Consider the following 21,282-nt stretch of genomic DNA (forward strand, 5'->3'; position numbering starts at 1 on the left):
GCGTCGGCCGGCGGGGAGACCACGGCCGCGCCCATCGAGACGAGCCGGGCAGTTATGGCGTCCACGTCGTCGACGGCGACGTACGTGTTCCAGACGGCCTCCCGCGGCTCTCCGCGTTCCCGTGGTCCCGCGATCGCGGCGGCGTCGCGTTCGTCGAGCTGCGCGATGACGTATCGACGCGGGGCATCGGGCGGCGTCAGATCATGGAAGGTCCATCCGAACAAGCCGCCATAACTCGAGTGCGGCGTCCACATCGGGTTGGTCGGTGTTGATCCAGCTGGTCACGCCGGCCGGGTACGTCCGTGCCTGGTCACCTGGAGACGTCGGGGTCATGCTTTCAACGTTGCACGGGCTCGGGTGCACGGCCAAGTCAGGAGCGCCCAGACGGCGGCGATGATCGCAATCTCGACCACGATGTACAACGGCCACGGTCCGAGCAGGTCGAGGATCGATGCGCTCTCGGGCTTGGCGTTGACGTAGCCGTAGTTGGCGTCGGCGCTGGAGTTGTAGATGAAGACGGCCACCGCCCACGCGGCGGTGATCGCGACCGTGCGCCAGTAGGTCGCCCACGTCGGCAGGATGCGCAGGCCGAGGACGAGATAGAACGCCGCCCAGATGATCAGCAGGTGCATCGCCCAGAACATCAGGTAGCGAGCTTCCGGGAAGTCCGAGGCGAGATCCGGGGTGATCATCGCCTGCGTCGTCAGGGTGATGCCCCACAGGTAGGTGACCGTGGCCGTGAGCCGGCTACGGGTCCAGAGCGCGTGCACGGCGAACATCCACGCGAGGTCGCACAGCTGGAACGGCAACGATGTTCGGGGATTCCACTCGTCGGGCAGGAACTGCAGGATCTGCAGCGGAACGGCCACCACCAGGATCGCGATGGCGACAACGCGGCCGACGTGGGCCTCGGCATCCGTGCCGCGAATCCGACGGCCGAGCCACACCACGCCGACGATGCCGACGACGCACAGGGCGAGAGCGGCGAGGTGGGAAGTGCCGTACGTCTCGAATCGGGCGTCCACGAGGCCAGTCACCGGCCCACCGGCGCTCGGACCAGACCCGCGAGCACCACGACGCGGGAGTCGAGGTCGGTATCGGCCGCCGCGTGCGCATCGTCGACCGTCATGGCTGAATCGTAGGTCGTAGACGCCATCCGGTGCATCGTTCACGTTCCATGTCGTTCGTAGATCTCGCGAAGGCACCTATCGCCCGGGCTTGCGTACGAACGTGACTGCGAAGTCGGCGGCATCGCTGAACGGCACGAGGTCCCAGGTGGCGAAGCGCTGCTCGAGAGTCAGGCCGGCGGCTTCGAGGTCGCGGTCGAAGGCCGCCAGCGTGTAGTCGCGGTCGAGATGGAAGCCGGTGACGATGCGCCCGCCCGGTCGGACGTGCGCGGCGACGTGCGTGAGCACGTCCACCTCGCTGCCGGGCGCCAGGAACACCATGACGTTGCCGGCCATCACCGCGACGTCGAACGGCTCCTCGTCGAGACTCAAAGTGGCAAGGTCCTGGACCACCCAGCGAGGCCCCGGGTGGTCGGCCTCCGCGGCTTCGATGAGCACCTGGTCCACATCGACGCCCACCACCGTGTGACCTCGTGCGTGGAGCTCGGCACCGGTGCGCCCGGGACCGCAACCGGCGTCGAGGATGCGTGAACGTGGGGGCACGATCGCATCGACGAGACGGGCCTCGCCGACCAGGTCCTCACCGTCCGCGGCCATCGCGCGGAAGCGCTCGACGTACCACTCGGAGTGCCCGTCCTTGGTGCCCGTGAACCAGCGGGGGCGTTCGCTCATGCGCCCATCGTCGTACATTGCTCTCGGAGAGGTGATGGGCATGGGCGTGGACGTGCAGACCGAGATCAAGATCGAGCGGCCCGTCGACGTCGTCGCCCGTTACGCGGGCGACCCGACCAACGCCCCCGAGTGGTACGTCAACATCCAGTCGGTGACCTGGCAGACGCCACCACCGCTCGCCACCGGCTCACGGCTCGAGTTCGTGGCCCGGTTCCTCGGCCGCCGGCTCGCCTACACGTACGAGATCGTCCGGCTCGAGCCGGAGGCCCTGCTGGTGATGCGTACGGCAGAGGGTCCGTTCCCCATGGAGACCACGTACACGTGGGCGCCCTTGGACGACGACCGCACGCTGATGACGCTGCGGAACCGCGGCGTGCCGTCCGGCTTCTCCTCCGTCGCCGCTCCCCTGATGGCAAGGGCGATGCGCCGCGCGAACACCCAGGACCTCCGCCGCCTGAAGAGTCTGCTCGAGTCGCGGTGACCTGCCAGCGGGCCACGGGATCCTGCCAACGTCGCCGTGCGAGGGAATATCCGTGCACCTCGCAACGTCGCAGTTGACGTGAACGAGTCCCGCAGCGGTCTGGCCATGGGTGCCGGCGCCTATTTGTGCTGGGGCATCTTTCCGCTGTACTGGCCGCTGCTCGACCCGGCTGGGTCGCTCGAGGCGCTGGCCCACCGGGTCGCGTGGTCGCTGCTGGTCGTGGGCCTGCTCCTGACCGTCACCAGCCGGTGGGAGGCCTTCCGGGCCATCTGGTCCGATCGCAGGCGAGTCGTCTACCTGGGGTTGGCGTCGGTCGTCATCGCGATCAACTGGGGCGCGTTCATCTACGGCGTCACCCACGACAAGGTCATCGAGACGTCGCTCGGGTACTTCATCAACCCGCTGGTGACGGTGCTGCTCGGTGTGTTCGTGCTCCACGAGACACTCCGCCGTCCGCAGTGGGTGGCGGTCGCCATCGGCGCGGTCGCCGTGGTCATTCTCACCGTCGACTACGGGCGGCCTCCGTACGTCGCGCTCACGGTGGCGTTCTCCTTCGCGACCTACGGCTTCCTCAAGAAGAAGCTGCAGCTCGGGGCGGTCGAGGCGCTCGGGGCCGAGACGTTGCTGCTCACCCCGGTCGCGCTCGCGTATCTCGGCTTCCTCGAGGCGAACGGCACGCTCTCGTTCGGCCACCAGGGCCTGTCCAACGCCCTCCTGCTGGCGGGGACCGGCGTCGTCACGGTCCTTCCCCTACTCATGTTCGGTGGCGCCGCCACGCGCCTGCGACTCACGTCGATCGGACTGCTGCAGTACCTCGCACCGATCCTGCAGTTCGTGTTCGGTCTCCTGCTCTTCAACGAGCCGATGGGCACCGCCCGCTGGATCGGCTTCGTGCTCGTCTGGATCGCGCTGGTGATCTTCACCGTCGACGTCCTGCGCGGCCGCCGCCGGGTGCTCGACCGCGCCGCCGAGAACGTCGCCGCCTGACCCCTCCCGCTCAGGAGAGGCGGGTGGCAAGGGTGTCGCAGATGGCCCGGAGTGCGACGCGGGCGGGCGTGTCCGGGAGCTTGGCGAGCAGGGCGCGGGCGGCATCGGCCTCGGCCTGCACCACGGCGCGGGCCTCGTCCATCGCCGGGTGGGCGCGCAGCGCGTCGAGCGCGCGGGAAACGTCGACGTCGTCGGTGATCGGGCCCGACAGCAGGCGGACGAGCTCGGCATCCGCGGGGTCGGTGGAGCGTTGCACCAGGATCACTGGCAGCGTCGGCACCCCTTCGCGGAGGTCGGTGCCGGGTGTCTTGCCGGAGTCGCTGGACTCACTGGCGACGTCGAGGATGTCGTCGCTCAGCTGGAACGCCACCCCGATCCGCTCGCCGAACTCGGTGAGAGCGGCCACGACGTCGTCCGGAGCGCGCCCCATCGTGGCGCCGAACTGCGCCGACGTGGCGATGAGCGACCCGGTCTTGTCGGCCACGACGCTGAGGTAGTGGGCCAGCGGGTCCTCGCCGTCACGCGGACCGATGGTCTCGCGGATCTGACCCTTCACCAGCCGGGCGAACGTGCGGGCCTGAACCCCGACGGCCTCCGGGCCGAGGGTCGAGACGACCTCTGACGCGTGCGCGAACAGGTAGTCGCCGACCAGGATCGCCAGCGAGTTGTCCCAGCGGGAGTTGGCGCTCTCGGCACCGCGGCGGATGTCCGCCTCGTCCATGACGTCGTCGTGGTAGAGCGTGGCGAGGTGGGTGAGCTCGACGGCGGTACCGGCGGGGACGACGTCGGGATGGGTCGGGTCGCCGAACTCGGCGCATACCAGCACCAGCATCGGACGGAATCGCTTGCCGCCCGCGTTGAGCAGGTGGGCAGCGGCCTCCGTGATGAACTGCTCGTCGCTGTCGATCACCCTGGCGAGATGCTCCTCGACGAGGTCGACGCCGTGACTGACGCGCGCCTCGAGCGCGTCGTCGGCGAACGCCACACCCAGACTCGTCACAGGATCTCCTTCGGACCCGTCAGCGCACGAACGCGCCCGCGTGCTGTGCCAGGTCGAGCATCGGTCCCGGCAGGACGCCGAGAGCCACCGTGACCACTGCGGCCGCGGCGATGACCACGGTAGTCAAGGCGCTCGGAACGGCCACCGTCGGCCCTTCTCCCACCGGGTCGGTGAAGAACATCAGGACGATCACCCGCACGTAGAAATAGGCGGCGATGGCGCTGACGACCACGCCCGCCACGACGAGCGATCCGTAGCCGCCGGACCACGCGGCCGTGAAGACCCCCCATTTGCCGATGAAACCGGACGTGAGGGGGATGCCGGCGAACGACAGCATGAACAGGGCGAACGACCCGGCCAGGAACGGCGACGCCTTGCCCAGCCCGGCCCAGCGGGACAGGTGGGTGGCCTCCCCGGCGGCGTCGCGGATGAGCGTGACGATCGCGAAGGCACCGATCGACGCGACCCCGTAGACGGCGAGGTAGAACAGCACGCTGGACACCGAGGTGATGCGACCGGACACTCCGGCATAGGCGCCGGCGAATCCGACGAGCAGGAAGCCGGCGTGCGCCACCGAGGAGTACGCGAGCATGCGCTTGACGTCGGTCTGGGCGATGGACACGAGCGAGCCGAGCAGCATGGTGATGAGGGCGATGACCCAGATGGTGGGCCTCCAGTCCCACGAGGCGCCGCCGAAGGCCACGAAGAACACCCGCAGCAGCGCGACGAACGCGGCCGCCTTGGTGCCGGCCGCCATGAACGCGGTGACCGGTGTGGGCGCCCCGTGGTAGACGTCCGGGGTCCAGGCGTGGAACGGCACGGCGCTGATCTTGAAGAGCAGGCCCACGGCCATGAGCGCGATGGCCGCGAGGAGCAGGTTCTCGCTGCCGGTACGCGTCGAGACGGCGACGTCGATCTCGGCGAGCTCGAAGCTGCCCGCGTAGCCGTAGGCGAGTGCGATGCCGTAGAGGAAGAACGCCGACGAGAACGCCCCGAGCAGGAAGTACTTGAGCGCGGCCTCCTGGCTGAGCAGGCGACGCCTCCGAGCCAGGCCGCAGAGCAGGTACAGCGGCAACGACAGCACCTCGAGCGCCACGAACATCGTCAGAAGGTCGTTGGACGCGGCGAACACCATCATCCCGAGCAACGCGAACACCGCGAGCGGAAAGACCTCGGTGTGCTCGATGTTGGCCGCCTGGGCCTCGGCCTCCCCCGCCGACCCTGGCGCATCGGCGGCCCGGCCGGTGAAGGCGCTGAGCCCGCCCTCGAGGCGTCGCTCCGCGAACAGCAGGAAACTCATCAGCGCGAACACGAGCAGGATGCCCCAGGTGAAGACGCTCGGTCCGTCGACGGAGAGCGCGCCCTCGGTGGAGATCTGGCCCCGCGCGGTCTGCTTGCTGTCGATGGCGTCGAGGGACAGGTACACGACGACGGTGTCGATCAGGGCGGCGACCACGCCGACGACGGCGATGACCGCCTGGATGAGGAAGCGATGCCGCCGCGGCACAGCGGCCTCGACGACGGTACCGATCACCGCGGCCGCGGTGATGATGAGGATCGGGGCGATCAGCGCGTACTCGATGTTCGGACCGGTGATCGGCGGCAGCTCTGCGGCGATCATTCGTCGCCTCCTTCCGCCGGCGTTCCGGCCAGGTCAGTCGGCGCCTTCGGTGCCGGGTCGCCGTCACCGACCTGGCTGACGACCTCGTCGACCGCCGGGTTGATGACGTTGAGCACCGGCTGCGGGTAGAAGCCGAGCCCGACGATCAGCACGATCGCGGGTGCCAGCGCCGCGACCTCGAACGGCTTGAGGTCATAGACGCCCTCGTTGCCGTCGCGCAAGGGTCCGGTCATCGTGCGCTGGTACATCATCAGGATGTACATCGCGGCGAGCACGATGCCGAGGGTGGCGAGCACACCGGCCACCGGGCTTCGGGTGAACGTGCCGGCGAGCACCATGAACTCGGAGATGAACGGGGCGAGCCCGGGTAACGACAGGCTCGACAGACCGGCCACGAGCAGGACACCGGACATGATCGGCGCGATCTTCTGCACGCCGCCGAAGTCGCCGATGCTTGCCGACCCGCGACGGGCGATCATGATGCCCGTCACCAGGAACAGCGCGGCCGTGGACATGCCGTGGTTGAACATGTAGAGCGTCGCACCGGCCGTGGACGTCGACGTGAACACGAAGATGCCCATGATGATGAATCCGAAGTGCGACACCGACGTGAACGCGACCAGCCGGCGGATGTCGTCCTGGCCGACGGCCAGCAGTGCGCCGTAGAGGATGCTCACCACCGCGAGACCGATGACCACCGGGCTGGCCCACTCCGACGCGCCGGGGAAGATCTCGAGGCACCAGCGCAGCATGCCGAACGTGCCGATCTTGTCGACGACGCTCACCATCAGCACCGATGTGGACGGCGTCGCGGACGCGGCCGCGTCGGGCAGCCAAGTGTGGAACGGCCACAGCGGGGCCTTGATGACGAACGCCGCCATGAAGCCGACGAACAGCAGCCGCTCTGTGGTGGTACCGACCTCGAGGTTCGTCAGGTCGCTCAGCAGGTACGACGCCTCGCCCTGCTGAGCCGTGACGGCGTACACCCCGACGATCGACGCGAGCATCAGCAGGCCGCCGATGAGGTTGTAGATGAGGAACTTCACCGCGGCGTACGAGCGCTGCGGCCCGCCGAAAGAGCCGATCAGGAAGTAGATCGGGATCAGCGTGGCCTCGAACAGCACGTAGAACAGGAACGCGTCGGTGGCGGCGAAGACGCCGATCGCGAGACCCTCCAGCGCCAGCATCCAGGCGAGGTAGGAGTTGACGCTGCGGTTGCCGGGCAGGCGGTCGTCCCACGCGGCGAGCACCACGATGGGCGTGAGCACCGTGGTGAGCAGGATCAGCGTGACGCCGATGCCGTTGACGCCGAGCGAGTAGTACGCGCCGAACTGCTTGATCCAGGTGTGCTGCTCGGTGAGCTGGTAGCCGCCGGCGCCGACCTCGTAGCTGGCCATCATCGCCAGCGACAGGGCGAGAGTGAGCACGCTGAAGCCGACGGCGGTGGCCTTGACCACCGGGGCGCGGCCGGCCGTGCGCGGAAGGAGCATGACGACGAGCGCGCCGACGAGCGGCGTCGCCGCCAGGATGGAAAGAATCATCCGAGCGTCACCGCCAGGAGCGCCAGGACGACGACGGCCGTGCCGCCGAAGAAGCTGAGCGCGTAGCTGCGGACGAACCCGGTCTGCGGTTTGCGCAGGATCTGTGATGCGTCACCGAGACGGTCCGCGAGACCGGTGACGAAGCCGTCGACGCCCTTGCCGTCCATGAACACCAGGAAGCGGGTGAGGTGGCGGGTCGGACGCACGACGACCGCGTCGTTGAGCTCGTTGCCGTAGAGCTCGTGGCGGCCGGCGCGGGCGAAGATCGACACCGAGCCGTCGGCCGGCATCTCGCCGGCGATCGGCCGGGTGCCGTAGAGGAAGTAGCCGAGCGCGACGCCCGCGGCGACGACCAGCGTGATGATCAAAGTCAGGAGCCCCGCCGAAATGGCGAGCTCGTGGTGCTCGGCGTGGCCGACCACCGGTTCGAGGAACTCGGTGATCCAGTCGCCGAACAGCAGCGCGCCACCGAGCAGCGAGAGTGCACCCAGCGCGATGAGCGGGTACGTCATCACGTTCGGCGACTCGTGCGGGTCGACGTCCTCCTTCCACCGCTGGTCGGAGATGAAGGTCATCATCATCAGGCGCGTCATGTAGAACGCGGTGACGCCGGCGCCCACCAGCGCGCCGAGCCCGACCCAGAACGAGTGACCGAACGCTGTCTCGATGATCTTGTCCTTGGAGAAGAAGCCGGAGAACCCGGGGAAGCCGATGATCGCCAGGTAGCCGAACAGGAACGTGACGAAGGTGATCGGCATGGCCTTGCGCAGGGCTCCGTAATGGCGCATCTCGACGTCGTCGTTCATGCCGTGCATCACCGAACCGGCGCCGAGGAACAGGTTGGCCTTGAAGAAGCCGTGGGTGAGGAGGTGGAAGATCGCGAACGCGTAGCCGGCCGGGCCGAGGCCGGCGGCCAGCATCATGTAGCCGATCTGGCTCATCGTGGAGCCGGCGAGCGCCTTCTTGATGTCGTCCTTGGCGCAACCGATCCAGGCGCCGACGAGCAGCGTGACGAGGCCGACGGCGATGACCGCGTCGCGGGCGATCTCCGAGGCGTCGTAGATGCCGTTGGAGCGAACCACGAGGTAGACGCCGGCGGTGACCATGGTGGCCGCGTGGATGAGCGCCGAGACGGGGGTGGGGCCCTCCATCGCGTCGAGCAGCCAGCTCTGCAACGGCACCTGCGCCGACTTGCCGCAAGCGCCGAGCAGGAGGAGCAGGCCGAGCGTGGTGGCCACGGCAGTCGACGCTCCGCTGATCGACTCGTTGACCGGCGCGACGGCCGTCGTGCCGAACTGGGCGAACATCACCATGATGCCGAGCGCCATGCCGATGTCGCCGACGCGGTTGATGACGAAGGCCTTGGTGGCGGCGGTCGCCGCGGAGTCCTTGTGCTGCCAGAAGCCGATGAGCAGGTACGACGCGAGGCCGACACCCTCCCAGCCGAGGAACATCACCAGGTAGTCGGACGCGAGCACCAGCGTGAGCATCGACGCGATGAAGATGTTGAGATAGGCGAAGAACCGGCGCCGGCGGGCGTCGTGCTCCATGTAGCCGATCGAGTAGATGTGGATCAGGGAGCCCACACCGGTGATCAGCAGCACGAAGAGCCCGGAGAGCGGGTCGAACGTGTACCCCATGTCGACGTGGAACGGGCCCGCCTCGATCCAGGTGAACAGCTCACGGGAGTACGAGCGGTCGTCCGCGGGGCGCGTGAGCAGCTGGATGAACGCGATGGCACCGATGAGGAACGAGATCGACGACGCCACGGAGCCGACGAGGTGACCGACGCGGTCACCCTCCTTGCCCCAGACCAGCAGGCCGAGGCCGGAGACGAGCGGGACCGCGACGAGCAGCCAAGCGAGATCGAGCCCAATGTCATTCACTTTGGGCCCCTAGAGCTTCAGCAGGCTCGCCTCGTCGACCGAGGCCGAGCGACGCGTGCGGTAGATGGACACGATGATGGCGAGGCCGACGACGACCTCGGCGGCCGCGACGACCATGACGAAGAAGGCCGCCACCTGGCCGTCGAGGTTGCCGTGCTGGCGTGAGAACGAGACGAACGCGAGGTTGGTGGCGTTGAGCATCAGCTCGACGCACATGAAGATCACGATGGAGTTACGCCGCACCAGCACACCGGTGGCACCGACGGTGAACAGGATCAGTGACAAGGTCAGGTACTCGGTCACCGGTCGTCACCGTCCTCCTCGTCGGTGACAGCGGGATCGAGCTCTCGCTCGATGGCTTCGACGTCGTCCTCGAACCCGTCGCGGGTCTGGCCGCGGGCGACGAGGCTGGCGGAGATCGACTCCTCCAGCGGACGACCGTCGGGCAAGAGGGCCGGGGTGTCGACCGCGTTGTGGCGGGCGAAGACCCCCGGCGTCGGCGGGTTGCCGGGGTGCCGGCCGTGCTCGGCATAGTCGCGGAGCCGCTGGCGGGCGATGTCGGCCTGGCTGCTTCGTGGGGTGAGCTTCTCCTTGTGGGCCAGCACCATGGCGCCGAGCGCCGCCGTGATGAGCAGGGCGCTGGTGAGCTCGAAGGCGAGGACGTACGGACCGAACAGCAGCTTGGCGAGGCCGTAGGGGTTGCCGTTCTCGTTGGCGGCCGTCAGTCCGGTGACGGCACCGGTGACGCCCTGCCCAATCGCGACGACGGCGGTGAGAGCAAAGACCGTCCCCACCACAACGGCAGCCAATCTTTGACCTTTAAGTGTCTCGGCCAGCGAGTCGGACGTGTCGACGCCGACCAGCATCAGCACGAAGAGGAACAGCATCATGATCGCGCCGGTGTAGACGATGATCTGCACCGCGAACAGGAACGGAGCACCCTGCGCGGCGTACAGGACCGCGAGCCCGATCATCACGGTCGCCAGGCAGAGCGCCGCGTGCACCGCCTTGCGCGCGAAGAGCAGCCCGAGCGACGCCACCACCATGATCGGCGCGAGGATCCAGAACGTCGTCACGACTCGTCCTTCCCCGGGACCCCGCGTGGGTTGACGTCGGCGGTCTCGGCCGGGTCGGAGGGAAGGAGGGGCAGCGTCTTGCCCTTGTAGTAGTCGTGGTGGTCGTCGCTGATGAGCATCGAGTGGGGCGGGTCGACCATGCCCGGCAGCAGCGGCGCGAGCAGGTCGGACTTCTCATAGATGAGGTCGGCACGGTTGTCGTCGGCCAGCTCGTACTCGTTCGTCATCGTGAGCGCGCGGGTGGGGCACGCCTCGATGCAGAGGCCGCACAGGATGCAGCGCAGGTAGTTGATCTGGTAGACGCGGCCGTAGCGCTCACCGGGGCTGAACCGTCCGTCCTCGGTGTTCGACGCGCCCTCGACGTAGATGGCGTCGGCGGGGCAGGCCCAGGCGCAGAGCTCGCAGCCGATGCACTTCTCGAGTCCGTCGGGCCAGCGGTTGAGCTGGTGGCGTCCGTGGAAGCGCGGCGCGGTGGGCACCTTCTCGAAGGGGTACTGCTCGGTGACCACCTTCCTGAACATCGTGCGGAAGGTGACACCGAAGCCGGCGATCGGATCCCAGAGCGTCTCGCGAACCGTGTTGGTCATCGTCCGGCCTCCTTGTTCTGCATCGGGGGGACGGGATACCCGTCGGCGAACGCGTCGAACTCGGGCTCCTCCGGCGGAGTCGTCCCCGGAGGCTTCCGTTCCGGGATCAGGAACGTGGCGAGGAAGAGCACCCCCGCCACGATGGCGGCCAAGATGAGCGTCTGTTGGTCGAGCAGGTCGTCCTGCTTGAGCTTGCGGATGAACGCGACGGCGACGATCCAGGCCAGCGAGAACGGGATGAGGGCCTTCCAGCCGAAGCTCATGAACTGGTCGTAGCGCATCCGGGGCAGCGTCCCGCGCAGCCAGATGAACAGGAAGATGAACCCGAGCGTCTTGCCGAAGAACCACAGCACCGGCCAGTAGCCGCTGTTGGCGCCCTCCCAGATCTGCGCGATGCCGAAAGGTGCTCGCCACCCGCCGAGGAACAGCGTGGTGGCCAGGGCCGAGACGGTGACCATGTTGACGTACTCGGCCAGGAAGAACAGCGCGAACTTCAGCGAGGAGTACTCGGTGTGGAAGCCGCCGACCAGCTCGCCCTCGGCCTCGGGGAGATCGAACGGTGCGCGGTTCGTCTCGCCGACCATCGCGATGACGTAGATGACGAACGACGGGAAGAGCGGCAGGAAGTACCAGGTGTCGGCCTGGGCGGCGACGATCTCCGACGTCGACATCGACCCGGCGTACATGAACACCGCGACGAACGAGAGTCCCATCGCGACCTCGTAGGAAATCATCTGGGCGCTCGAGCGCATGCCGCCGAGCAGTGCATAGGTGGATCCGGACGACCAGCCGGCGAGCACGATGCCGTACACGCCGATGGAGGTGACCGCGAGGATGTACAGCACCGCGACCGGCAGGTCGGTGAGCTGCAGCGGCGTGACCGTGTCGGTGAACGGAATCTGGACCTCAGGACCGAACGGGATGACCGCCCAGGCGAGGAACGCCGGGATGGTGGCGAGGATCGGCGCCGCGATGTAGACGACCTTGTCGGCCGCCTTGACGACGATGTCCTCCTTCAGCGCGAGCTTGACGCCGTCGGCGAGGCTCTGCAGCAGGCCGAACGGTCCGTGCACGTTGGGGCCGATGCGGTGCTGCATGCGGGCCACGACGCGGCGCTCGAACCAGATGTTGAACAGCGTGAAGACGACCAGGAACACGAAGATCAGGACGGCCTTGAGCGCGACGACCCAGAAGGGTTCGTTGCCGAAGAGCTCGCTCATGAGTCGCCTCCTTCGGCCCGAAGGCTCACGACGGTGCCGTGTCCGGCGCGAATCGTCCGGAGATTCGTGCCGGAGTTGGCCGGGGCCCACACGACGCCCTCGGGCATGTCGGCGACCTCGGTGACGAACGTGGCGCTGCCGTGCTTGGTGCCGATCGTGGCCGTGGCTCCGGGGACGACGCCCGCCGCCTGGAGCGTCGCGGCGTTCGCGCGGAGCACAGCCGGACGCGCGGTGACGTGGTACTTCGGCTGGCCGTCCTGGCCGCGGCCGTCGTCGATCATCTGGCGCCAGGTCTCCAGCACCACGCTCCCCTTCGGGAGATCGACCGGCTCGGGCGCGGCGGCGTGCGGAGCCGCGGTGCGGTTGCCGTCCCACGGTCCGGTCTCGGTCATGCGATCGAACGCTGCCGCGGCAGTGCGGAAGCCGAGCGGCGAGCCCAGCTCCTCGGCGATGCCGGCGAGGACGCGGATGTCGGTGAGGGAGCTGGGCTCGTCCAGCACTGTGCCGAACGGGCGAAGGCGGCCCTCCCAGTTGACGAACGTGCCGGACTTCTCGACCACCGGCGCCACCGGCAGCACGACGTCGGCGGCGCGGGTGACCTCACTCTCGCGGACCTCAAGGCTGACGACGAACGCGGCCTTGAGCGCCTTGCGGGCGCGAGCGGGGTTGGGCAGGTCGTCGACCTCGACGCCGCCGATGACCAACCCGCCGAGCTTGTGCTTGGCGGCGGCCTTGATGATCGTCCGGGTGTCGCGACCGGCGCGGGCGGGCAGTGAGTCGACCGCCCAGGCGGCCGCGAGGTCGGCGCGGGCCTCGGCGTCGGCGACCGGGCGTCCGCCCGGCAGCAGGGTGGGCAGGCATCCGGTCTCGACGGCACCGCGGTCGCCGGCCCGGCGGGGCACCCACGCGAGCCTGGCGCCGCTGCGATCGACCAGCTGGAGCGCGGCGCTCAACGCACCCGGCACGCTGGCGAGGCGTTCGCCGACCAGGATGACGGAGCCGGGGTCGAGCTTGAGGTCGTCGAGAGCCGCGGCTTCCTGACCTGGGACGGTGGGTACCAGACGGCCGCCCATCTTGGTCAGTCCGCGGGTGGCGTGCGCGGCCACCGATACGACCTTGAGCCCGGACAGCGAAGCCTTGCGCAGTCGCAGGAAGATCGCGCCTGCCTCGTCCTCGGGCTCCAGCCCGACGAGCACCACCGTCGACGCCTGCTCGAGGTCGCGGTACGTGACGGCGAGGTGGGTCGTGGCGACGTGCGCGGCGAGGAAGTCGGCCTCCTCTGCGGAGTGCGCGCGGGACCGGAAGTCGATGTCGTTGGTGCGGAGCACCGTGCGGGCGAAGACGCTGTAGGCGAAGGCGTCCTCGGCCGTCAGCCGCCCCCCGGGCAGCACCCCGACCCCGCCTTCTGCCGCAGCCAGCCCGCGAGCGGCGATCGCCAGCGCCGCCGGCCACGAAGCCGGCTCGAGCTCGCCGGACTCACCGCGCACCAGCGGGTGGCGCAGGCGGTCGTCCTGGCTGGTCCAGGTGAAGCAGAAGCGGTCCTTGTCGGTGATCCACTCCTCGTTGACCTCGGGGTCGTCGCCGGCGAGCCGGCGCATCACCTTGCCGCACCGGTGGTCGACGCGGATGGCCGAGCCACACGCGTCGTGCTCGGCGACGGCGGGGGTCGAGACGAGGTCGAAGGGGCGCGAGCGGAACCGGTAGTCGGCGCTCGTGAGCGCCCCCACCGGGCAGATCTGGATCGTGTTGCCGGAGAAGTAGGAGTGGAACGGGACGCCCGGGGCGGTGCCCACCTGCTGCTCGGGTCCGCGCTCGAGCATCTCGATGAACGGGTCGCCGGCGATCTGCTCGGAGAACCGGGTGCACCGGGCGCACAGCACGCATCGCTCGCGGTCGAGCAACACCTGGGCGGACACCTTGACCGGTTTGGGGAACGTGCGCTTGGCCTCGGTGAAGCGGGACTCGCCGCGGCCGTGGCTCATGGCCTGGTTCTGCAACGGGCACTCGCCGCCCTTGTCGCACACCGGGCAGTCGAGCGGGTGGTTGACGAGCAGGAACTCCATCGTGCCCTGCTGCGCCTTGTCGGCCACCGGCGACGTGACCTGCGTCTTGACGACCATGCCGGGCGCGACCTCGAGGGTGCACGACGCCTGCGGCTTGGGCATGCCGCGACCGTTGCCAGCATCGGGGATCTCGACCAGGCACTGACGGCAGGCACCGACCGGCTCGAGCAGCGGGTGGTCGCAGAAGCGCGGGATGTCGACGCCGATCAGCTCGGCCGCCCGGATGACCAGCGTCCCCTTGGGCACGCTCACCTCGACGCCGTCGATCGTCAAGGTGATGAGCTCGACCGCCTCGGTCGTTGAGCCTGTCGAAACGACATCAGTTGTCATCGGTTGGCTCCTTTCGACAGGCTCAAGGTGTCTTGGAACAAGGTGGACGCGGCCGGCGGGAACAGCTCGGTCGACGGGGTGTGCATGCCGGCCTCGAACTCCTCGCGGAAGTACTCGATGGCCGAGGTGATGGGGCTGGTGGCGCCGTCGCCCAGCGCGCAGAACGAGCGTCCGAGGATGTTGTCGCACAGGTCGAGCAGCAGCTCGATGTCGCCCTCTTGCCCTTCACCTCGATCCAGGCGGCTCAGGACCTGGACCAACCAGTACGTTCCTTCCCTGCAGGGCGTGCACTTGCCGCAGGACTCGTGCTTGTAGAACTCGGTCCAGCGCAGCACGCACCGCACGACCGACGTGGTCTGGTCGAAGCACTGCAGCGCCTTGGTGCCGAGCATCGAGCCGGCGGCACCGATCGCCTCGTAGTCGAGCGGCACGTCGAGGTGCTCGTCGGTGAGGATCGGGGTGGACGAGCCGCCGGGCGTCCAGAACTTGAGCTCGGCGCCCTCGCGCATGCCGCCGCCCAGATCGAGCAGCTCTCGCAGCGTGATGCCGAGCGGCGCCTCGTACTGGCCGGGCTTCTGCACGTGCCCGGACAGCGAGTAGAGCGTGTAGCCCTTGGACTTCTCGGTGCCCATGGAGCCGAACCAGTCGATGCCTTCAGTGATGATCGACGGCACCGACGCGATGGTCTCGACGTTGTTGATCACGGTGGGGCAGGCGTACAGACCCTCGACGGCGGGGAACGGTGGCCGCAACCGAGGCTGGCCGCGGCGTCCCTCGAGAGAGTCGAGCAGCGCCGTCTCCTCACCACAGATGTAGGCGCCCGCGCCGGCGTGGATGACGAGGTCGATGTTCACGCCGCTGTCGTGGATGCCCTTGCCGTTCAGCCCTGCGCCGAGGTGTCCGGCAGCGTACGCCTCGCGCGTGGCTGCCTGGAGCCGGCGGACGACATGCAGCACCTCACCACGCACGTAGATGAACGCGGTGTTCGCCCGAATGGCGTGTGCCGCGATGATGACGCCCTCGATGAGGGTGTGCGGGCTCGCCAGCATCAGTGGGATGTCCTTGCAGGTGCCCGGCTCGGACTCGTCGGCGTTGACGACCAGGTAGTTGGGCTTGGCACCGCCCGGCAGGTCGGGATCGTGCGGGATGAACCCCCACTTCATGCCGGTGGGGAATCCGGCGCCGCCGCGACCGCGAAGACCGGCCTCCTTGACCAGCTCGGTCACGTCGCCGGGTGCCATCGACAGCGCCTTCGTGAGGCCCTCGTAGCCGCCCTGCTCCTCGTACGCCGCCAGGGTCCAGGCGCGGTCGTCAGCCCAGTTCTTGGTGAGGACGGGGGTGAGCACGTCAGTCATCGTCCGGTCCCCTGCCCTTCGCGTCCTTGCTCGTCGGCTGAGCGGTCCACTCGTTCTCGAGGGCGATCTCGAGACCGACGAGCGACGGACCGGCGGCCGCGGGGCCTTCGTCGGCGAGTCCGTCCTCGAACCCGGCGAGCACTCGCTCTGCCTGACGCCAGCTCGTGATCGTGGCTCCCCTCGTGGCGCGAACGGTCTCGCCGGCCTGCAGGTTGTCGACGAGCTCGACGGCGCTCTCGGGTGTCTGGTTGTCGAAGAACTCCCAGTTGACCATCAGCACCGGGGCAAAGTCGCAGGCCGCGTTGCACTCGATGTGCTCGAGCGTGACCTTGCCGTCCTCGGTGGTCTCGTCGTTGCCGACGTCGAGGTGGCCCTTGAGCCGCTCGAAGATCTCGTCACCACCCATCACCGCGCACAGGGTGTTGGTGCAGACGCCGACGTGGTGCTCGCCCATCGGCCGGCGCTTGTACATCGTGTAGAACGTCGCGACGCCCGAGACGTCGGCCTGGCTGAGGCCGAGGATGTCGGCGCACGTCTCGATGCCGTCGGCGGTGACGTAGCCCTCGACCGACTGCACCAGGTGCAGCATCGGCAGCAGGGCGGATCGGGCCTGCGGGTAGCGGCCGGCGATCTCGAGCAGCTCGTTGCGGGTCGTCTCATCGAGGCTCAACGGTCAACGCCTCCCATGACCGGGTCGATGCTGGCGATCGCGACGATGACGTCCGAGAGCATGCCGCCCTCACTCATGACCGACGTGCCCTGGAGGTTGACGAAGCTCGGGTCGCGGAAGTGCGCGCGGTACGGACGCGTACCGCCGTCGGACACGACGTGGCAGCCGATCTCGCCGCGCGGTGCCTCGATGGCCACGTAAGCCTGTCCGGCCGGCACCCGGAACCCCTCGGTGACGATCTTGAAGTGGTGGATGAGCGCTTCCATGGACTCGCCCATGATGCGCCGGATGTGCTCGGCCGAGTTGCCCTGCCCGTCCGCGCCGACGCTCAGCTGCGCCGGCCAGGCGATCTTCTTGTCGGCGACCATGATCGGCTCGCCCTCCATCTTGGCGAGGCGGGCGACGGCCTGCTCGACGATGTGCAGCGACTGCCACATCTCCTCGAGGCGGATCCGGAAACGTCCGTAGGCGTCGGGCTCGTCCCAGGTGACGACGTCGAACTCGTACTCGTCGTAGCCCCAGTACGGCAGCGCGCGGCGAAGGTCCCAGTCGTAGCCGGTGGCACGCAGCACCGGGCCGCTGAGGCCAAGCGCCAGGCAGCCGGCCAGATCGAGGTGGCCGACGCCCTTGAGGCGTCCCTTGAAGATCGGGTTGGCGTTGCAGAGCGCCGCGTACTCGGGCAGCCGGCCCTTGAGAATCCGCACCGTGGTGTGCAGCTTCTCGATCGCACCCACCGGGAGGTCTTGCGCGACCCCGCCCGGCCGGAAGTAGGCGTGGTTCATGCGCAGCCCGGTGATCATCTCGAAGCAGTCGAGGATGAGCTCGCGGTCACGGAACCCGCACGTCATGACGGTGAGCGCGCCGATCTCCATGCCGCCCGTGGCGATGCACACGAGATGCGAGCTGATCCGGTTCAGCTCGAGCATGAGCACCCGGATGATCTGTGCCTTCTCGGGGATGTCGTCCTCGATGTCGAGCAGTCGCTCGATGCCGGCGACGTAGGCGGCCTCGTTGGAGAACGGCGCCACGTAGTCCATCCGCGTGCAGAAGGTCACGCCCTGCGTCCAGGTGCGGAACTCCATGTTCTTCTCGATGCCGGTGTGCAGGTAGCCGATGCCGGGGCGCGCGTCCTTGACCGTCTCGCCGTCGATCTCCAGCACCAGGCGCAGCACCCCGTGCGTCGATGGGTGCTGCGGGCCCATGTTGACGACCAGCCGGTCGCCCTCGACGGCCGAGGAGTCGATGGAGTCCCAGTCCTGACCGGTGACGGTGAACACCGGGCCCGCGGTGGACTCGGTGGTGCCCGCGTACGGGTCTTCGGTCGTCGTCATGAGTACGCCCTCCGCTCGTCCGGCGGCGGGATGGTGCCGCCCTTGTACTCCACCGGTACGCCGCCGAGAGGGTAGTCCTTGCGTTGCGGGTGGCCGGGCCAGTCGTCCGGCATCAGGATGCGGGTCAGGCCTGGGTGGCCGTCGAACTGGACGCCGAAGAAGTCCCACGTCTCGCGCTCGTGCCAGTCGGCGGTGGGGTAGATGCTGACGACGCTCGGCACGTGCGGGTCGTCATCGGAGCAGGTGACCTCGAGGCGGATGCGGCGGCGGTGCGTCATCGACAGCAGGTGGTAGACCACATGCAGCTCGCGGCCTTCCTCGTGCGGGAAGTGCATGCCGCTGATGCTCGAGCAGAACTCGAACCGCAGGTCCTCGTCGTTGCGCAGGTGGGTGACGACCTCCAGCAGGGCGTGGCGCCGGATGAAGAACGTGATCTCACCGCGGTCGACGATGACCTTCTCTATGACGCTCGTGTCGTGGGCGTCGGCGAGCGTGGACAGCCGGTCGTGAACGTCGTCGAACCAGCCGCCGAACGGCGGCTTCGACGCGCCGGGCATGATGACCGGCCGGGTGAGTCCGCCGTAGCCGCTGGTGTCGCCGGTGCCCTTGACGCCGAACATGCCCTCCTGGACGTCGACGATCTCGAGCTCACGGGCATCACTGGGCACGAGCTCGCGCTGCACCTCGTGGGACGCGTCCTGTGTGGTGCCGGACGTGGAGTCGACCGTGGACTCCTTGTCCGCCGGGGTGTCCTTCTTCTTCTCGGCCACTACCTCATCAGCCCCTTCATGGCCGACGTCGGCGTGGCCTGGAGCGCCTCCAGCTCGAGCTCCTCGATCTGCGAGGCACGGTTCGAGCCGAGCTTCTCGTGCCGGATCGAGTCGTGCAGCTTGAGGATCGCGTCGATGAGCATCTCGGGGCGGGGCGGGCAGCCGGGCAGGTACATGTCGACGGGCACGACGTGATCGACGCCCTGCACGATCGCGTAGTTGTTGAACATGCCGCCGGAGCTGGCGCAGACGCCCATGGCGAGCACGTACTTGGGCGCGGCCATCTGGTCGTAGATCTGACGCAGGACGGGCGCCATCTTGTTGCTGACACGGCCGGCGACGATCATCAAGTCGGCCTGGCGCGGCGAAGGACGGAAGACCTCCATGCCGAACCGGGCGGAGTCGAAGCGCGGGGCGCCAAACGTCATCATCTCGATCGCGCAGCAGGCGAGGCCGAACGTGGCCGGCCAGAACGAGGCCTTGCGCATGTAGCCGGCCAAGCCCTCGACAGTGGAGAGCAGGACCCCGCTCGGCAGTTTTTCTTCTAGTCCCATTCCAGACCTCCGCGGCGCCAGACGTAGGCGTAGGCGACGAACACCGTGGCCATGAAGATGAACATCTCGATCAGGCCGAACCAGCCGAGCGAGTCGAACGCGACGGCGAACGGGTACAGGAAGATGATCTCGATGTCGAAGACGATGAACAGCATCGCGATGATGAAGTAGCGAACCGAGATGCGACCGCCACCCTCGGGCAGAGGGCTCGGTTCGATGCCCGACTCGTACCGGTCGAGCTTCGCGCGGTTGTAGCGGGCCGGACCGGTGAACGGCGCGATGCCGACGCTGAAGATCGCGAATCCGGCTGCAAGGGCACCCAGAACCAGGATCGGCGTGTACGCGTTCACGGCGCCTCCCTCGAGCCGGTACGGGCGTCGTGGTCATTCGGATGTGCGCTTGTGAACAGGTTCACAACGTGACCACGAGGACACCCTACGCCCGACGGCGGGGCCTTGTAACTAGAGGTCCTTTTCACTTCCGCGCCGTTCAGGGTTTGACGGAGCTGTGAAGGGCGACGACGCCGCCGGACAGGTTGTGCCAGTCGACCTTGCCCCAGCCCGCTTCGACCATGCGCAACGCCAGGCCGCGCTGGTCCGGCCAGGCGCGGATCGACTCGGCGAGGTAGACGTACGACTCGGGGTTCGATGAGACCCGCTCGGCGATGCGTGGCAGGGCCTTCATCAGGTAGTTGGAGTAGACCGCCTCGAACGGCCCCCAGGTGGGCGTGCTGAACTCGCACACCACGATGCGACCGCCGCGGCGGGTGACGCGCAGCAGCTCGCGGAGACCTTGCACCGGGTCGTGGATGTTGCGCAGTCCGAACGAGATCGTGACGGCGTCGAACGTGTCGTCGCCGAAGGGCAGCTGCATGCCGTCGCCCGCGACGAAGGGAAGGTCCGCCCGGGTCTTCTTGCCCTCGGTGAGCATGCCGAGGGAGAAGTCACAGGGCACGACGGTGGCACCGGCGGCGGCGAACGGGGAGCTCGAGGTGCCGGTGCCAGCGGCGAGGTCGAGGATCAGCTCGCCCGGCCGCGGATCGACCATCCGGACGACCTGACGACGCCAGCGACGGTCCTGTCCGAGCGACAGCACGTCGTTCGTCAGGTCGTAGCGCTGTGCGACGTCGTCGAACATCCGGGCGACGTCATGTGGCTCCTTGTCCAGACCGGCTCGCGTCACCGGATCACTGTCCCACGGGTACCGTTGCTGCCGTGAGCAACCCCGGCCTCGACACTGCGGGCTCCCCGGCAGCGATGCCGCTCGTGGTCCGCACCGTCGAGATCGACGACCCCGGACCGCTGCTCTCCCTGCTCCCCCGCGACGACAACGTGGCCTGGATCCACCACGACGACGGCCTGGTCGGCTGGGGCCGGGCCACGACGTTCACGACGTCCGGACCGCGCCGGTTCGCGCAGGCTGCTACTTGGTGGCGCGAGATCACACGGCACAGCGTGGTGCGCGACGAGGTCGACGTCCCCGGCACTGGTCTGGTGGCCTTCGGCACGTTCACGTTCGCCGATCACGGCGCGGGCAGCGGCCTCACCGTGCCGGAAGTCGTGGTCGGACGACGCGACGGTCGCTCCTGGGTCACGGTCGTCGGCGCGGGCATCACGACTCCACCCGTGGTCGCCGCCACCGATGCCCCCGAGTTCCCCAGCACGGTCGCGTTCTCCGACGGCCCGGTCGACCCCAAAACGTGGAAGGACATCGTCGCCGAGGCGGTCGGACGCATCTCTGACGGCGGCATCGACAAGGTCGTCCTGGCCCGCGATCTCCTGGCCACGCTCGACGAACCCCTCGACGTCCGCGCTCCCCTGGCCCGTCTGGCCGACGACTACCCCGGCTGCTGGACGTTCCACGTCGACGGATTCTTCGGCTCGACGCCGGAGATGCTCGTGCGGCTCGAGCGCGGACTCATCACCTCGCGCGTGCTGGCCGGCACCATCCAACGCACCGGCGACGACACCCACGACCTCGCCCTCGCCGCGTCCCTGGCCCGCTCCAGCAA

Annotated in this window: 22 protein-coding genes; 3 read left to right on the top strand and 19 right to left on the bottom strand. The window is 68.4% G+C overall.

Annotation, left to right across the window (positions count from 1 at the left end; translation table 11 throughout):
* From ACRDPN_RS11815 to ACRDPN_RS11825, 3 genes are all read right to left on the bottom strand, one after another.
* Positions 1-224 (bottom strand): VOC family protein (locus tag ACRDPN_RS11815; RefSeq protein WP_431447978.1); only part of this gene is annotated, 224 nt, incomplete at its 3' end.
* A gap of 105 nt (positions 225-329) precedes the next feature.
* A complete protein-coding gene (locus ACRDPN_RS11820; RefSeq protein WP_431447981.1) occupies positions 330-1,025 on the bottom strand; it encodes a TIGR02206 family membrane protein in 696 nt (231 codons plus the stop codon).
* A gap of 180 nt (positions 1,026-1,205) precedes the next feature.
* A complete protein-coding gene (locus tag ACRDPN_RS11825; RefSeq protein ID WP_431447984.1) occupies positions 1,206-1,799 on the bottom strand; it encodes a class I SAM-dependent methyltransferase in 594 nt (197 codons plus the stop codon).
* Between the two features lie 40 nt (positions 1,800-1,839).
* Between ACRDPN_RS11825 and ACRDPN_RS11830 the strand changes: the two genes are divergently transcribed.
* Both ACRDPN_RS11830 and rarD read left to right on the top strand, forming a co-directional pair.
* Entirely contained in the window at positions 1,840-2,280 is a 441-nt protein-coding gene (locus ACRDPN_RS11830; RefSeq protein ID WP_431447987.1) for an SRPBCC family protein, read from the top strand.
* Between the two features lie 78 nt (positions 2,281-2,358).
* Positions 2,359-3,267, top strand: coding sequence for an EamA family transporter RarD (rarD, locus tag ACRDPN_RS11835; protein ID WP_431447990.1), 909 nt, complete (start codon positions 2,359-2,361; stop codon positions 3,265-3,267).
* A 10-nt stretch (positions 3,268-3,277) separates the two neighbouring features.
* Here rarD and ACRDPN_RS11840 read toward each other — a convergent pair whose 3' ends face one another.
* The 16 genes from ACRDPN_RS11840 to ACRDPN_RS11915 all read right to left on the bottom strand — a co-directional run bounded on the left by ACRDPN_RS11840 (position 3,278) and on the right by ACRDPN_RS11915 (position 20,453).
* Positions 3,278-4,267, bottom strand: a complete 990-nt coding sequence (locus ACRDPN_RS11840) for a polyprenyl synthetase family protein (RefSeq protein ID WP_431447993.1) — start codon at positions 4,265-4,267, stop codon at positions 3,278-3,280.
* A gap of 19 nt (positions 4,268-4,286) precedes the next feature.
* Positions 4,287-5,888 carry an NADH-quinone oxidoreductase subunit NuoN gene (gene nuoN / locus ACRDPN_RS11845; protein WP_431447996.1) on the bottom strand — a complete coding sequence of 534 codons (1,602 nt, stop codon included), beginning with the start codon at positions 5,886-5,888 and terminating at the stop codon, positions 4,287-4,289.
* A complete protein-coding gene (locus ACRDPN_RS11850; RefSeq protein ID WP_431447999.1) occupies positions 5,885-7,429 on the bottom strand; it encodes an NADH-quinone oxidoreductase subunit M in 1,545 nt (514 codons plus the stop codon). The genes nuoN and ACRDPN_RS11850 overlap by 4 nt, the downstream gene beginning before the upstream one ends.
* Entirely contained in the window at positions 7,426-9,315 is a 1,890-nt protein-coding gene (nuoL, locus tag ACRDPN_RS11855) for an NADH-quinone oxidoreductase subunit L (RefSeq protein WP_431448002.1), read from the bottom strand. The genes ACRDPN_RS11850 and nuoL overlap by 4 nt, the downstream gene beginning before the upstream one ends.
* 9 nt (positions 9,316-9,324) lie before the next feature.
* On the bottom strand, positions 9,325-9,618 hold the full coding sequence (gene nuoK, locus ACRDPN_RS11860) for an NADH-quinone oxidoreductase subunit NuoK (protein WP_431448005.1): 294 nt from the start codon (positions 9,616-9,618) through the stop codon (positions 9,325-9,327).
* Positions 9,615-10,391, bottom strand: a complete 777-nt coding sequence (locus tag ACRDPN_RS11865; protein ID WP_431448008.1) for an NADH-quinone oxidoreductase subunit J — start codon at positions 10,389-10,391, stop codon at positions 9,615-9,617. The genes nuoK and ACRDPN_RS11865 overlap by 4 nt, the downstream gene beginning before the upstream one ends.
* Positions 10,388-10,978: an NADH-quinone oxidoreductase subunit NuoI gene (nuoI, locus tag ACRDPN_RS11870; RefSeq protein ID WP_431448011.1), complete on the bottom strand. Its 591-nt coding sequence runs from the start codon at positions 10,976-10,978 to the stop codon at positions 10,388-10,390. The genes ACRDPN_RS11865 and nuoI overlap by 4 nt, the downstream gene beginning before the upstream one ends.
* Positions 10,975-12,198: an NADH-quinone oxidoreductase subunit NuoH gene (gene nuoH / locus ACRDPN_RS11875; protein WP_431448013.1), complete on the bottom strand. Its 1,224-nt coding sequence runs from the start codon at positions 12,196-12,198 to the stop codon at positions 10,975-10,977. Before nuoH ends, nuoI begins: the two co-directional genes overlap by 4 nt.
* Positions 12,195-14,591: an NADH-quinone oxidoreductase subunit G gene (locus ACRDPN_RS11880; protein WP_431448016.1), complete on the bottom strand. Its 2,397-nt coding sequence runs from the start codon at positions 14,589-14,591 to the stop codon at positions 12,195-12,197. Before ACRDPN_RS11880 ends, nuoH begins: the two co-directional genes overlap by 4 nt.
* Complete coding sequence (gene nuoF, locus ACRDPN_RS11885) at positions 14,588-15,946, bottom strand: NADH-quinone oxidoreductase subunit NuoF (protein ID WP_431448019.1); 1,359 nt, start codon at positions 15,944-15,946, stop codon at positions 14,588-14,590. Before nuoF ends, ACRDPN_RS11880 begins: the two co-directional genes overlap by 4 nt.
* A complete protein-coding gene (nuoE, locus tag ACRDPN_RS11890) occupies positions 15,939-16,616 on the bottom strand; it encodes an NADH-quinone oxidoreductase subunit NuoE (RefSeq protein WP_431448022.1) in 678 nt (225 codons plus the stop codon). The genes nuoF and nuoE overlap by 8 nt, the downstream gene beginning before the upstream one ends.
* Positions 16,613-17,947, bottom strand: a complete 1,335-nt coding sequence (locus tag ACRDPN_RS11895) for an NADH-quinone oxidoreductase subunit D (protein WP_431448025.1) — start codon at positions 17,945-17,947, stop codon at positions 16,613-16,615. The genes nuoE and ACRDPN_RS11895 overlap by 4 nt, the downstream gene beginning before the upstream one ends.
* A complete protein-coding gene (locus ACRDPN_RS11900) occupies positions 17,944-18,630 on the bottom strand; it encodes an NADH-quinone oxidoreductase subunit C (RefSeq protein ID WP_431448040.1) in 687 nt (228 codons plus the stop codon). The genes ACRDPN_RS11895 and ACRDPN_RS11900 overlap by 4 nt, the downstream gene beginning before the upstream one ends.
* An 86-nt stretch (positions 18,631-18,716) precedes the next feature.
* The gene (locus ACRDPN_RS11905) at positions 18,717-19,271 is read right to left on the bottom strand and encodes a NuoB/complex I 20 kDa subunit family protein (protein WP_431448028.1); all 555 of its coding nucleotides are present in this window, start codon (positions 19,269-19,271) and stop codon (positions 18,717-18,719) included.
* Positions 19,262-19,621 carry an NADH-quinone oxidoreductase subunit A gene (locus tag ACRDPN_RS11910; protein ID WP_431448031.1) on the bottom strand — a complete coding sequence of 120 codons (360 nt, stop codon included), beginning with the start codon at positions 19,619-19,621 and terminating at the stop codon, positions 19,262-19,264. Before ACRDPN_RS11910 ends, ACRDPN_RS11905 begins: the two co-directional genes overlap by 10 nt.
* A gap of 139 nt (positions 19,622-19,760) precedes the next feature.
* On the bottom strand, positions 19,761-20,453 hold the full coding sequence (locus ACRDPN_RS11915) for a demethylmenaquinone methyltransferase (protein WP_431448034.1): 693 nt from the start codon (positions 20,451-20,453) through the stop codon (positions 19,761-19,763).
* A gap of 32 nt (positions 20,454-20,485) precedes the next feature.
* Between ACRDPN_RS11915 and ACRDPN_RS11920 the strand changes: the two genes are divergently transcribed.
* The coding region (locus ACRDPN_RS11920; protein WP_431448037.1) for a chorismate-binding protein at positions 20,486-21,282 on the top strand (797 nt) is incomplete at its 3' end.

Source organism: Aeromicrobium sp. (assembly GCF_050700635.1).
GTDB lineage: Bacteria > Actinomycetota > Actinomycetes > Propionibacteriales > Nocardioidaceae > Aeromicrobium.

Coding starts and splice junctions, on each gene's coding strand:
- ACRDPN_RS11825 (WP_431447984.1), bottom strand. CDS start 1,799: ATGAGCGAACGCCCCCGCTGGTTCACGGGCACCAAGGACGGGCACTCC.
- ACRDPN_RS11830 (WP_431447987.1), top strand. CDS start 1,840: ATGGGCGTGGACGTGCAGACCGAGATCAAGATCGAGCGGCCCGTCGAC.
- nuoN (WP_431447996.1), bottom strand. CDS start 5,888: ATGATCGCCGCAGAGCTGCCGCCGATCACCGGTCCGAACATCGAGTAC.
- ACRDPN_RS11850 (WP_431447999.1), bottom strand. CDS start 7,429: ATGATTCTTTCCATCCTGGCGGCGACGCCGCTCGTCGGCGCGCTCGTC.
- nuoI (WP_431448011.1), bottom strand. CDS start 10,978: ATGACCAACACGGTTCGCGAGACGCTCTGGGATCCGATCGCCGGCTTC.
- nuoH (WP_431448013.1), bottom strand. CDS start 12,198: ATGAGCGAGCTCTTCGGCAACGAACCCTTCTGGGTCGTCGCGCTCAAG.
- ACRDPN_RS11880 (WP_431448016.1), bottom strand. CDS start 14,591: ATGACAACTGATGTCGTTTCGACAGGCTCAACGACCGAGGCGGTCGAG.
- nuoF (WP_431448019.1), bottom strand. CDS start 15,946: ATGACTGACGTGCTCACCCCCGTCCTCACCAAGAACTGGGCTGACGAC.
- ACRDPN_RS11895 (WP_431448025.1), bottom strand. CDS start 17,947: ATGACGACGACCGAAGACCCGTACGCGGGCACCACCGAGTCCACCGCG.
- ACRDPN_RS11905 (WP_431448028.1), bottom strand. CDS start 19,271: ATGGGACTAGAAGAAAAACTGCCGAGCGGGGTCCTGCTCTCCACTGTC.